The sequence below is a fragment of the Arthrobacter sp. TJ-263 genome (assembly GCF_058269155.1).
Genome location: NZ_JBZCNE010000001.1, coordinates 1,635,101 through 1,647,112, shown reverse-complemented (window position 1 = coordinate 1,647,112; position 12,012 = coordinate 1,635,101). Strand labels below are relative to the sequence as shown.

Below are 12,012 nucleotides of genomic sequence, written 5' to 3'. Positions count from 1 at the left end.
CGGTCGAACGGTGGGACGCGCCTATTTGGCGTCGGCGTAGGAGGTGACGGTGATGGTCGAGATCGAGAACTCGATCGGGATCTCCCCGAACATCAACCGTGTCGCCGCCCGCGCGGCGTCGGCGAGGATCGTCGTCGCCTCCGCGCCCCGGTCCTCCGGGACGTGCAGGACCACCTCGTCGTGCAGGAAGAACGCGATCCGGCTGCGCGGCACCGGGATGGTGCTCTCCGCGAGCCGCCGCCGGATCTCCGCGAGCCAGCACAGGGCCCATTCCGCCGCGGTCGCCTGGACCACGAAGTTCCGGGTGAAGCGTCCGCGGGCCCGCGCCGCGCTGTCCGCGCGGCGCTGTTCCTCCGCCGTCGTCGTGCGCTGCCGTGCACGCCACTCCTCCGATGCGGGAGGGCAGCCCCGGCCCAGGTAGCTCGACACGCCGTCGCCGGATTCCCCGGCCCGCGCTGCGGCCTCGACGACGCCGATGGCCCGCGGGTACGCGCGTGTCAGTTGGGGCATCAGACGCCCCGACTCGCCGCTCGTCGCGCCGTACATGGCGCCGAGCATCGCGAGTTTCGCCTGCGAGCGGTCGCCACCGAAACCCTGGTCGGCGATGCCCTGGTAGAGGTCCCTGCCCCGGGCCGCCGCGGCGAGCGCGGAGTCCCGTCCGAGCGCCGCGAGGACCCGGGGCTCGAGTTGTGCGGCGTCCGCGATGACGAAGACGTGGCCCGCGTCGGGGCGGACGGCGTCGCGGACCTGCCGCGGAATCTGCAGGGCGCCCCCGCCGCGGGAGGCCCAGCGTCCGGACACGCTTCCGCCCACCACGTACTCCGGCCGGAACCGCCCGTCCCGGATCCACGCGTCGAGCCAGTTCCAGCCGTTCGCGGTCAGGAGCCGCGACAGCTTCTTGTACGCGAGCAGCGGCTTGATGGCCGGGTGGTGGTGCTGCTCGAGCTCCCACGACCGCGTGGTCCTCGCCTCGATGCCCGCCCGGTGCAGGGCTCTCAGGACCTCCTGGGGGGAGTCGGGGTTGAGCGCGGGACTGCCCAGGGTCCGGCGCAGTTCGCCGGCGAGATACTCGAGTTTCGCCGGCCGGATGCCCTCGGCGGGTCGCGGCCCCAGCGCCCGTTCGAGAAGGTCCTCGTGGACGTCCCTGCGCCAGGGCAGTCCCCAGTGCTCCATCTCGGAGGCGATCAGCGCGCCGGCGGATTCGGCGGCGACGAGGAGGTTCAGGCGCCCGGGGTCGGTAGAGCCGGCGATGGTGGAGAGCTGCCGGGTGAATTCGTCGATGACGTCGTCGAGGAGGGGACCCGTGGCCTCGTGCGGCTCGTCGAACAGCGAGTGCTGGTTCGGCGGGGGCGGTGGCGGGAGCAGGGTCCGGGGAGGTTCGGTGCCGTCCGCCGTGAGGGCAGCGGCCCGGATCGACGCCAGGTAGGGCGAGGGCGGACAGGACGGGGCGTTCGCGAGGATGGCACGGGTGAGGCCGATGTCGCGGCAGCGGTCGACGTCGACCCCCGCCGACAGCAAATCGGGGTACCAGAGCCTCGTGCCTGTCCAGACCCAGACCGGGCGACGGACTCCTTCCTGCGCGACGGCGGCGGGCAGCCGGTCGTGGTCCACCACCAGCCGCCCACCGATGCGGGCGCCGGCGGCGTCCAGGGGCTGGAGCACCACGGCGCCGCGGCTGTCGCGGGTCGACGGCTCCTGCGCCACGGCGATGTACATGTCCATATCATCGGTCGCGCCGGTGTCATTCCTGCAATCCAGCGCGTTGTCCACATACGGGGTATCCGGCACGCCGCGCAGCTCCCGCCCGACGATGCTTCAGGGATGACCCAGCAGACACGGACTCCGGAGGGACGAGGGCCTGTGGTCCTGGCCGGCGGGTCCCAGTTCGTCCAGGACCAGGTGGCACGTGCCTGCGCAGCCGCGGGGGTCGCCCCGCACTTCGCCGTCGACCTCGCGCAGGCCCTTCCCCTCGAGCCCGCCGTGCTGCTCCTCGGCGCCGACCAGGCGACCGGCGGACTGCCGGGCCACCGCGACGTCATCGTCGTGGGGGCGGCCGACGACGAGACGCGGGCATGGGCCGCTGCGGCGAACGTGGCGTCCTCCCGGGTGGTCATCCTCCCGCAGGGTGCGGGCTGGCTCGCGGAGCATCTCGGCAGACGGCTCAACCCCGCTGCCTCCGGAGCCGTGGTCGGTTTCCTCGGTGCCGCCGGCGGGGCAGGCGTGAGCACGTTCGCCTTCTGGTGCGCACGTCACGCGGCCGGTCTGGGGACGTCCACCCTGCTCGTGGACGGGCATCCCCTGGGCGGCGGCCTCGACCTTGCACTAGGGATCGAGGAGCGCCCGGGGGTGCGCTGGGGCGACCTGCGCGACCTCCGGGGAACCCTCAACGCGGAGCAGCTCGTGGCGGCGCTGCCGGCCGACGGACACCTGGCTGTGCTGTCCCATGCCGGGCACTCCGAGGGGGCCGGTCCGCACCCCGGCCACGGGATGGAGTCCGCCGGAGCCGTTCTGGACGCCGCCCGTGGAGCGTTCGACCTGAGCGTCGTCGACCTCGGCAGCGCCGGCAGCGCCGCGATCCAGTCCCTGGTTCCCCTGTGCGACCAGCTCGTCCTCCTCGTCCCCTCCAGGCCGCGGAGCGCCGTCGCGGTCACCCGCATCCTCGAGGCCTACAGCTCACTGCCGACCACCGTCGTCCTGCGTGGTCCGGTGCTCGACGGACTGGATGCCTGGCTGGTCGCGGACCTCGCCGGACGCGCCGGTCCGCTGCCGTACCTGCCCTTCGTCCGGGGGTCCTCGGCAGCGGAAGCCGGCGGCAGGATGCTGGATTTCCCGCTGCCCCGGCGGGCCCGGAAGCTCGTCGAGTCGGTCGTCGCCGGTCTGGAGAGGGCGGGATGACCGGGGAGGGCGGGATCGCACCGGGCGGGCCGGAGGACGGCGGAACCGCGGCAGCGCCCACCAGGCGCCAGCTGCGTGCAGCAGGCCGGAGCGCGTCGGCCCGTCCGGTCGTGGCGGGTTGGGCAGAGGGCGCTCCAGCCGGCGGTGATCCGGGTGCCGCATCGATGGTGGAATCGGTCCGCAGGGCCGTTCTTGCCGGGAATGTCCAGGCCACCGGTGCGGCGTTCGCGGACGCCGTCGGTGCGAGCGGCAGGCTGCTCGGCTCGGAGGGCACCTTGTCGGCGCTCGACCGCGTCCGCGCGGAACTCAAGGGGTTGGGCCCGCTCGAGCACCTCCTCGCCGACGACTCGATCACGGACATCCTGGTCAACGGACCGGACGACGTGTGGATCGACGGCTCGACGGGCCTGCGCCGCATCGGGGGCGCCTTCGCATCGGATGCCGATGTGCGGGCACTGGCCGTCCGCCTCGTTGCGGCGGGTGGAAGACGCCTCGACGACGGCTGCCCCGCCGTCGACGTCCAGCTGGGAGGCCTTCGCGTGCACGCTGTCCTCCCGCCGATCTCGACGGCCGGGACCCTGCTGTCCATCAGGATCCGCCGAGCACGGATGTTCTCGCTCGGGGAGCTGGTGGACAGCGGGACGGTCGCGCCGATGATGGCCGAGGCGCTCCGGCTGATGATGCGGCGCCGCCTGAATTTCCTCATCAGTGGAGCAACGGGGACGGGGAAGACCACGCTCCTGGCCACCCTGCTCGGCCTGGCCGCGCCCCACGAGCGCCTGGTCCTCGTCGAGGACGCCGCCGAGCTGAATCCTGACCACCCGCATACGGTCGGGCTGCAGGCCCGGCACGGCAATCTCGAGGGCGCGGGCGTGCTGGATCTCACGGAGCTCGTCCGGCAGGCGCTGCGCATGCGGCCGGACCGGCTCGTGGTGGGGGAGTGTCGGGGCGCCGAGGTCCGTGAGCTGCTCGCGGCGATGAACACGGGACACGACGGCGGCGGTGCGACCCTCCATGCCAACTCCGCCGAGGCCGTACCCGCGCGACTGAACGCACTCGCGGCGCTCGCCGGGCTCAGCCCTGAGGGAGTGGTGCTGCAGGCGGCGAGCGCCCTCGATGCGGTGGTGCACGTGGTGCGGGACGCGCGAGGCCGGCGTGTTGAGAGCATCGGGAGCCTGGAGCGAGCCCCCTCGGGGGAACTCGCCGTGATACCCGTCCTCACGGACACCGGGATGGGATGCCGGCGCGCTGCGGGCTGGGAGGGCTTCGCGCATCGGGTGCAGTGGTCCGAGGGCGGGCGGGATCCGGGGCGCCGGACCGGGCCAGGCGCGGGGCCAGGCCAGGCACAGCCCCCGGGCCACGACGCCGAGCCGGGGCCCGGGCGCGAGGCGGGGCCAGGACACGGCCGCAGGGCGCCGTGAGCGGAATCGTGGTGGCTCTCCTGCTGGCCATGGCCGGCTTCACCCTCGCCCTTCCCCGGCCCGGCCGACGAAGCGGAGTGGTGTCCGGGGCGGGTGAGGGGCCGGTCCCGACGGTCGGGGCTGCGCGGCAGTCCCGATGGTTACTCGACGCCGCCGACCCGGGCCGGTCCGCCGCGCGCGGGGCCGTCGACCTGCACGAGCTCCCGTTGTTCGTGCATCAGCTCGCCGGCCTCCTCCGCGCGGGCCGCCCACCCCGTGTCCTGTGGGCGGACATGGAGCGTGTCCACGCTGACGGACGCACCGCCTTCGCGGCGACGGCGCTGCCGGTGATGGCGACGGCCCGGCGGGCGGCCGAGCTCGGGCTGAGCGTCCCTGATGCTCTCCGCCAGGCGCGGGATGCCGGCCCCGGGCCGTCGGGGGGAGACGGGACCAGCGCCCGCGTCGACCGGCTGTGGATCGATCTCGCCGGGTGCCTGATCGTCGCGGAGCGCAGCGGTGCGCCCCTCGCCGGGATCCTCGAGCAGTACGCCGCGCAGCTCGATGCCCAGCTCGACGGCCTGGCGGCGCGGGAGACGGCGCTCGCCGGACCACGTGCCACGGTCGTGCTCCTGGCATGGCTTCCCGCCCTGGGTGTGGTCCTGGCCTTCACTCTCGGCGTGAATCCACTGGAGGTGCTGCTGGGGTCCCTGCCCGGACGGCTGGCCCTCGCCGGAGGCGTCCTGTTCATGGTCGTGGCCCGCCTCTGGTCCCGCCGCCTGGTCGGTCGAGTCGACGGCGCCCCGTGATGGCGGGGGTGGTCGTGTCCCTCCTCCTCGCCGCGGGAGCACTGGTCCTGACGGCGCCGTCGGGGCGGCTGCACCGGGTCAGGAATGCGCCGGTGGATCGGGCGCTGCGCGGTGGGATCCAGGACGGCCCGCTCATCCTCGACCTGCTGGCTGCCGTGCTGTCCGCGGGGGCATCCGTCGAGAGCGCCCTGCTGGTCGTCGGGGAAGCCTGCGATCCGGCCGTCGGCTCGGTGCTGACCCGCGTGCGAGCGGCGCGCCTGCTCGGTGCCTCCTGGGAGGCCGCGTGGGACGCAGGTTCTGCGGAGGGCCGCCTGTCCACCGATGGCCCGTCCACCGGTTTCCCGACGGCCGGCCTCCCGACGACCGGCTTCCCGACGACCGGTCAATCGAGGCCCGAGCGGCTGGCGCCCGGTCGGCGACCTGCCCTGCTGAGACCGGCCCTGCCCGGACCTGCTCCGCGGCGGCGGACACTCCGAGGGACCGACCCGCTGCCGGTCATCGAGGACGTCCGGCGGGGTCTGCGGTTCGGCACGGCCACCGGGGCTCCGTCCGCGGCGCTCCTGCATGCGCACGCCGCCCAGCTCCGACGGCGACACAACCGCGAGGTGGACAGGAGGGCCGCCGCGCTCGGGGTCCAGCTCGTCCTGCCGCTCGGCCTGTGCTCCCTGCCGGCGTTCATCTGCCTGGGCGTGGTGCCCCTGGTCCTGGGCCTGCTGCCCGACCTGTAACCCGGCCGCTTGTCGCTCGTGCCGTCCCGCAGGCGTCCGTTCCCAGCCCCGTCCGTCCGATCGTGGGCGCCCCCTTCAGGCCGGCTCCGTGCACTCCGGACGACCGCGGACCCCCCTGGCCCGGGGAAATCCCGGGTTATCCACTTAGCGACTCCTCCACCCCGCAGCAGACCCCAGGATCGCCAGAGTTGAGCCAGCGACATCCGTCGCTCACAGCACGTGGGGACGACTCCACGCCGACGAAAGGGCATGCCATGTCGATTCAGACGCAGCATACGGATGGAAGGGGCTCGGCCTTCCGGGTACCCCGGGTGGATCCTGGAAGCGCCTGCCCCGGTCGAAGCAGCGCGTCCACGGAGGCACCCGGTGCCCAGGACGAGTCATCGCGGAACGGGCCACTCGAGCAGGAGCCGATGCCCCTGAGGCCCGAACGGCAACGGCCCGTCCGCGCCGAGGAGAACACGGCGGCTCCGGTGTCGTTCATCGGGTCTGTGCGGTCCTTCGGTGCTCAACCGGAGACCGAGCCCGGAACGGGCCGTCCGGGTGACAGCGGACCGATCCGTCCCGCGAACAGGGCGGCGCGCCGGGCCCAGGCGCGGCGGTGGCGGGCCAATGACCGGGTCATCCGGCAGGGCCGGGACCGGACCACGGACCAGGAGGCCGGTATGGCGACCGCGGAGTAGGCGGGTGCTAAGTAAAGTTACTGAAGAACAATGGGGTCAGCCGTGATGGCGCGGCAGGCAATGACGGAGGACCAGCTGGAAGATCGGCGGCGTTCTGGGGCGCACCATTTCACTACGAAACCTTCGGTACCTTGGAGCTATGGACTCGATCGAACCCGTGACCCAAATATGGATCACAATATGCGGCGCAGTAGCCGCTGGCCTTTTCGCGCTGCTCGGTAGCTGGCTGGGAAGTCACTGGGGCAGGAAAACCGAACATGCACAGTGGTTCCGCAACGAACAGATACGCCACGTAGGTAAGTATCTCCACGTGCTGAGGCAGCTAAACCTCGACATCACGGACCTCGTAAACGTGACGCACGACCATCCGGACAAAGCGGAGCGAGGCCGGAACCTCAAAAACCGATTGCTCGAAGCGGCTGATCCAACTTTCAGGCTGGTCGCTTCAAGACAGCTTATCGGTCATGCTGAGGCGGCACAGGAGTGTCTGACGGAAAAGATGACCCTCATCAGATCGCCCCGTGGCCCAGAACGAGACCGAGGGCTTGATGCAATTGAACAAAGGTTTGACTACCTCGAGGAAGTCATGATTAATACCGCCCGTGCCTCCTTCGGCGCAAAAGGCACTCTTGACTTCTACCCGGCCCCAGAGGATTCGTAAGGGTTTTCCCTACAGGGCCGAAGGCCGTACACTTCAATCGACGCAGAGTTTATGGTCCGTGGCCTATTCCAGCGTCAAGCCGCCCCAGTGGGGCAGCTGGAAAACGGCAGAGCCTTTCCAGAGAAAAACAATCCATTTCTCTATGAAAGGCATACCGCCATGACACTTCTCGAAGCCGCAGCAACCGGCATTCTCCCTCAGGAATACAGCGATCTGGTCATCAAAGCCATCGCCGCCGAAGCACTCCCGTTCAATGCCGCGCTCGCAACACTGGTCACCACCAACCGCGCCACGTTCAACATCCCCGTCGTGGATGAAGACGCCGCAGCATCGTGGGTCGCGGAGGGAAGCGAGATCACCCCGGACGACCCCACGCTCAGCGAACTGCCCGTCACGCCTGCCAAGGCCGCCGGGCTCACGATCATCTCCCGCGAACTCGCTATGGACTCCAGCCCGGACGCTCAGCAGATCGTGGCCGACGGGCTGGCGCGGTCCATCGTGCGGCAGATCAACGCCGCATGGCTGGGCAACCTCGCAGGCCCCGCGCCCAAGGGTCTCGCTTCGCTGAATGCGTCGCAGGTAATCACTGCTGCTGGCGGTCTGCAGAACCTGGACCCGTTCGCGGTAGCCGTGGCCCAAGCCGAGAGCGCCGGTGGCACCATCACCGGATGGGTTCTCAGCCCAGCTGAGGCGCTCACGGTGGCAACCCTGAAGACGGGCAGTGGCAGCAACCAGACGCTGACCCAGACGCCACGGGAGATCCTCGGCCGCCCGGTCTTCGTGAACTCCAACGTCCCGCAGGGGACCGCGTGGGGTGTTGCCGCCGCAACCGCCGTGACGGTTCTCCGCGAGGACCTGGAACTGGCCATCAGCGCGGACGCGTACTTCACCAGCGACCGGATCGCCATCCGCTCGACTGCCCGCATTGGGTTCGGCTTCCCGAAGCCGACCGTCATCAACCGGATCACGGTCACCGCGTAACCACGCCGACCAGCCCTGCCGCGTGTTGATCCCGAACCAACGCGCGGCGGGGCTTCTCACTTCCCAAGGGGGTAGTCGTGGCTGGCAGCCGCACCGGTACGACCACATGGATAACGCGATCCAAGATTGCTCTACGGCAGGCCCGAGCGCAGGGGGTGGCCCGGTGCCGCTTCTGCAATGTCCTAATGGACTACGACGTCAGTCGCCAGCCCAACAGCGCAGAGCCGGACCACATCATCCCCCACGCTCGCGGCGGGACAGACACGCTGGAAAATATTCAGGTCATCTGTCGTCGCTGTAACCAAAGCAAGGGCAACGGCTTCCTGCCGAAGTCTGCGCCCCGCCCGGCGCCCGTGGCACCCAAGCCGCTGAAGACCAGCCGCCGCTGGTAGGCGGACCGCCAGCGGCTCCGCAGTTGCCAGCCTGACCCACACGGGCGGCCAGCGCCTACGGAGCCACCTACGGACCACACACGGAGCCGATCTACCGGATTTCAGGCTAGGAACGATCTGGCGCTTTGGGCGGCGAGAACAACTTCACCGAAGCCAACTCACGATTCAACGCCGTGATCACGTCCTCCTGCCTTTGATACCTCCTCAGCAACTCCGACACCAACGCCTCCGTAGACGCCTGCGGCCACGTCTCAGACGATCCCTGACCCCTCATATGAGCGTCGGTAAACGTCGACAACGGAACACCATGCTCACCAAGGGAGGAAGCCAACGCCTCCTGCAAAGCGTGCTCCTTCCAACCCAGAATCTGCTCAAGCTCAGCACGAACCTTCGCAGTCGGCCATGCATCACCCGCAGCCCAATTGGAAACCGAACGCCGCGACGTCCCTAACTTCTCAGCAGCCATAGCCTGCGTAAGCCCCGCATCTTGCAAGCCCTTACTGATCAGTCGTCCGAAATGCTTCTTAGCTTCCTTATCCGATGTCATGCCCTGATCGTGCCAAGCTTTTGCGCTTACAACGAGTTCGCCACGGCTTCCCCACAATCAGCCCGACCCCCACGGGCGGGCAGCACCTACAGGGCCGCGTACGGATCACACACGGAGCATGAAGAAGCCCCGCCACCCTAGGGGCGACGGGGCTGATCCGGCCTAGCTACTTGCCAGCGGGCTTGATGTTGCGGGCGAAGCGGAACACGGATTCCTTATTGCCGTCCTGCTCACGGGTCAACTTCAGGGTGGTGTTGCCCTGCGCCGGGCCGACCACGGTCCACTCGCGGCCGTCTGCAGTGGCCACCTTGTCGCCCGCCTTGAACGTGCCCAGATCGGGCGAGCGGTCTGCGTTACGGGCCGCGTTCTTACGGAGCTCACCAGCGGGTGCTGTCTTGGCAGGGCTGGCCTTCGATGCTGCCTTGGTGGTGCCCGTCGCCTTAGTGGTGGTGGTGGTGGTGCTGGCCTTGGGTGCCGCTGCTGTGGTGACGGGCTTGGGTGCCGCTGCTGTGGTGACTGGCTTGGGTGCTGCTGCTGTGGTGACTGGCTTGGGTGCTGCTGCCTTGGTGCTGGAAACGGCTGCCGTGGTGCTGGTCATGGTGCTCATGTCGGGGTTCCTAACGGTGGGATTGGGTGCTTGAGGGGCTCAAGCTACTCCCCGTTATGGAAAGTGAGCAACTAATTCTGTGGAAAGGAATTAGGACCGAGGTGTTGCCTGTTCATAACCGCCGAAGAACTGTTCAGAAGCCGACTCCAAACGGTTCATAACCCTGTTCATAAGTTGCCTACCCGATATCGGACTATCGGGTACGAATAGTCAACCCCGCGCCCTTGGCCCGATTACAGGGACCACAGAGAAGTTGCAGATTCTCCGTATTGCTACTGCCGCCCATTGCCAGCGGAATTATGTGGTCGTACTGCAACTCATACGTGACACCGCAGTGGACGCACTGGCCCCCATCCCTGCGCCACACAAATGTCTTCACGTCGTCGGGGATGGCACGCCGAGTAGACGCGGTGCGCGGCATCGACCCCATCGCCACGGTTGCCTCCGCCACATCAAGTCTCTGCTGCTTGCGCTGTTCGCGCGTCTCAAGCAACGCATAGACCTGGCGGGCAGAAAGACCCTCGTTCTCCCAGTAACAGTTGTTCTTATACTTCCAGTACCTCCTCCCCCCAACTTTGGTGAGGGGCATTGGTTGCTCGACCTGACGGCCCTGGAACTCCTGCCATTCCGCTCGGCTGAACTTGCCTAGCAGGTAACTCTTCTTGCCTATCCTCAGGACGCCGGGACCCCTGCCGGTCCAAAATCCTGGCCGGTGCCTGAACGTGACATTGTCAGCCCTGCGAATCATCCCCAGTACCTTCCCTACCTCCATTGCGGACCTGATCCGCTGGACCTTCTAACTCATGCCGAGTCTAACTGGCAGGGCTATTTCAACAGGGTCATCTACGAGTGGAAGGGGGTGCGGGGTAGACCCTCCCCACCCGGCACGCCCGCCCCCCTCGGCATAGCGGCAGATACCCCCGCGATTCACTGCCTCCCGCAGGACAAGCAAATTACGCCTTTCTAATTACGCGGCGTATCGCTTCCTAGGCATGGAAAAGCCCCGGGAGCGCGGACTCCCGGGGCTTCGCCTGAGAGTGGTTAGCCCTGCCGCTTCCGCGCTTCGCTGGCCAGCGTTGCTCGCTCTCCTGAAAGGCCGACGCCTGTCCCCTTACCGGAATCGGGCACTGGCGCTGGGCCGAAGCGCACGCCCAGCGCCACATGGGTTTCTCGCATGGCGACGGTCAACTTCTCGGTGTCGAGCAGTCCCTTCTCGTCGAAGAAGTCGCCGGGCTTTCGCCCTACTGTCCACAGCGCATCGGCGCTCAGGGTGGCACCGTGCGGCAGGTTGCCAGCCACGAGCTGCCGCTGTAGCCCGCCCACGGTTTCGACCAAGGCATCCCGCTCAGTTTCCGTCTCGCGGAGCTGACGGCGGTACTTGGCCGCCTCCTTGTTGCCGGTGCCCTTGCCGTCACCCGTGGCGTCCGGCTGGTCGGGCGTACCGTCCTGCTGGGGCGTCGTCGGGGTGTTTACCTCGGGGACGTCCTGCTGGGGCTCCTGCTGCTCATTGGTAGTCATGACTAGTTCTCCTTCTTCTCTTTGGTTAGCGAGATCTGCGACATCTCAATGGTTTGGACGCCCGTGGCGTCCAGTCGGTTGTAGAGGGTTTCCGCGGCGTCTCGCTGTTCAGCCGGGAAGAATTCCCTCTGCTCTTCCCCGTGCGCATCCAGCCAAGCGATGGCCCACGTCTGTGGTCGCGGCTGATTTGCCTGGAGGGTCTCCAGCCGGTTACACAGAGCGCGGAGTCCGTCGGCCTGCTCGTCTGCATCTGCTATCTGCTGGAGAGCGCCGATGTGCCCGAGCAGTGCGACGAAGTCGCCCTTCACTGGCGGGTTCTGGTACCGGGTATCGCTCATTACTCGCTGGGCGATCTCGTGGAGGGTGGGTTTCATGGTGCATCTACTCCTGCGATTACTCGGTGATGGATTCCGTTGACTCGTTGACGAACGAGGGTTTCCTCGTTGCCCGTCGGCTGGGCTACCCCGGCCAAGATCAATTCGGCGTTGGTCGCCGGCCTGAGAAAGCTGGGCGTCCAGGGCCAGCCCTGACTGAACTTCTCGAAGTCGGCGGCTTGGGTGGCGTCCTCACGGTTGCCGATGCTGCACGCGGGGTTGGCGCGGCGGTGGTCGTAGACCCAGTTCCGCACTCTGCGGGCTCCGCACTCTGGGCAGGTTTCCGGTGTCATTGTTGTTTCTTCCCTTCTCTGATTTGCTCTAGCTCGCGCCACATCTTCAATTCGGCTTCAGCCCGGAGTGCCCGTGCCTGCCAGTAGATGAGGAGCTGTTCTGGTCTTGGCTTGCCGGGGCGGTGGT

General features: G+C 68.3%; 14 protein-coding genes. 8 read left to right on the top strand and 6 right to left on the bottom strand.

Translation table 11 applies throughout. The features are described from left to right. Positions 1-21: 21 nt before the first annotated feature. On the bottom strand, positions 22-1,716 hold the full coding sequence (locus tag AC4D2F_RS07860; protein ID WP_490910074.1) for a bifunctional 3'-5' exonuclease/DNA polymerase: 1,695 nt from the start codon (positions 1,714-1,716) through the stop codon (positions 22-24). A gap of 105 nt (positions 1,717-1,821) precedes the next feature. Between AC4D2F_RS07860 and ssd the strand changes: the two genes are divergently transcribed. The 8 genes from ssd to AC4D2F_RS07820 all read left to right on the top strand — a co-directional run bounded on the left by ssd (position 1,822) and on the right by AC4D2F_RS07820 (position 8,546). Further along, positions 1,822-2,895: a septum site-determining protein Ssd gene (gene ssd, locus AC4D2F_RS07855; RefSeq protein ID WP_104168041.1), complete on the top strand. Its 1,074-nt coding sequence runs from the start codon at positions 1,822-1,824 to the stop codon at positions 2,893-2,895. Then, on the top strand, positions 2,892-4,316 hold the full coding sequence (locus tag AC4D2F_RS07850) for a TadA family conjugal transfer-associated ATPase (RefSeq protein WP_490910073.1): 1,425 nt from the start codon (positions 2,892-2,894) through the stop codon (positions 4,314-4,316). The genes ssd and AC4D2F_RS07850 overlap by 4 nt, the downstream gene beginning before the upstream one ends. After that, the gene (locus AC4D2F_RS07845) at positions 4,313-5,101 is read left to right on the top strand and encodes a type II secretion system F family protein (RefSeq protein ID WP_490910072.1); all 789 of its coding nucleotides are present in this window, start codon (positions 4,313-4,315) and stop codon (positions 5,099-5,101) included. The genes AC4D2F_RS07850 and AC4D2F_RS07845 overlap by 4 nt, the downstream gene beginning before the upstream one ends. Beyond that, positions 5,101-5,829, top strand: a complete 729-nt coding sequence (locus AC4D2F_RS07840; RefSeq protein ID WP_490910071.1) for a hypothetical protein — start codon at positions 5,101-5,103, stop codon at positions 5,827-5,829. Before AC4D2F_RS07845 ends, AC4D2F_RS07840 begins: the two co-directional genes overlap by 1 nt. Positions 5,830-6,242: 413 nt before the next feature. Next, complete coding sequence (locus AC4D2F_RS07835) at positions 6,243-6,512, top strand: hypothetical protein (RefSeq protein WP_490910070.1); 270 nt, start codon at positions 6,243-6,245, stop codon at positions 6,510-6,512. A gap of 139 nt (positions 6,513-6,651) precedes the next feature. Next, positions 6,652-7,173 carry a hypothetical protein gene (locus tag AC4D2F_RS07830; protein WP_490910069.1) on the top strand — a complete coding sequence of 174 codons (522 nt, stop codon included), beginning with the start codon at positions 6,652-6,654 and terminating at the stop codon, positions 7,171-7,173. Positions 7,174-7,260: 87 nt separating this feature from the next. After that, the gene (locus tag AC4D2F_RS07825; RefSeq protein ID WP_490910068.1) at positions 7,261-8,154 is read left to right on the top strand and encodes a phage major capsid protein; all 894 of its coding nucleotides are present in this window, start codon (positions 7,261-7,263) and stop codon (positions 8,152-8,154) included. 185 nt (positions 8,155-8,339) lie between these two features. Then, positions 8,340-8,546, top strand: coding sequence for an HNH endonuclease (locus tag AC4D2F_RS07820; RefSeq protein WP_490910067.1), 207 nt, complete (start codon positions 8,340-8,342; stop codon positions 8,544-8,546). A 106-nt stretch (positions 8,547-8,652) separates the two neighbouring features. Here the strand turns inward: AC4D2F_RS07820 and AC4D2F_RS07815 are convergent, their stop codons facing one another. The 5 genes from AC4D2F_RS07815 to AC4D2F_RS07795 form a co-directional block, all read right to left on the bottom strand. Then, entirely contained in the window at positions 8,653-9,093 is a 441-nt protein-coding gene (locus tag AC4D2F_RS07815) for a helix-turn-helix domain-containing protein (RefSeq protein ID WP_490910066.1), read from the bottom strand. A 166-nt stretch (positions 9,094-9,259) separates the two neighbouring features. Next, complete coding sequence (locus AC4D2F_RS07810; protein ID WP_490910065.1) at positions 9,260-9,700, bottom strand: hypothetical protein; 441 nt, start codon at positions 9,698-9,700, stop codon at positions 9,260-9,262. A 193-nt stretch (positions 9,701-9,893) separates the two neighbouring features. Continuing rightward, positions 9,894-10,472, bottom strand: coding sequence for an HNH endonuclease (locus AC4D2F_RS07805; protein ID WP_490910064.1), 579 nt, complete (start codon positions 10,470-10,472; stop codon positions 9,894-9,896). Between the two features lie 269 nt (positions 10,473-10,741). Further along, positions 10,742-11,218, bottom strand: a complete 477-nt coding sequence (locus AC4D2F_RS07800) for a hypothetical protein (RefSeq protein ID WP_490910063.1) — start codon at positions 11,216-11,218, stop codon at positions 10,742-10,744. 2 nt (positions 11,219-11,220) lie between these two features. Beyond that, positions 11,221-11,592: a hypothetical protein gene (locus tag AC4D2F_RS07795; protein WP_490910062.1), complete on the bottom strand. Its 372-nt coding sequence runs from the start codon at positions 11,590-11,592 to the stop codon at positions 11,221-11,223. Positions 11,593-12,012: the final 420 nt, after the last annotated feature.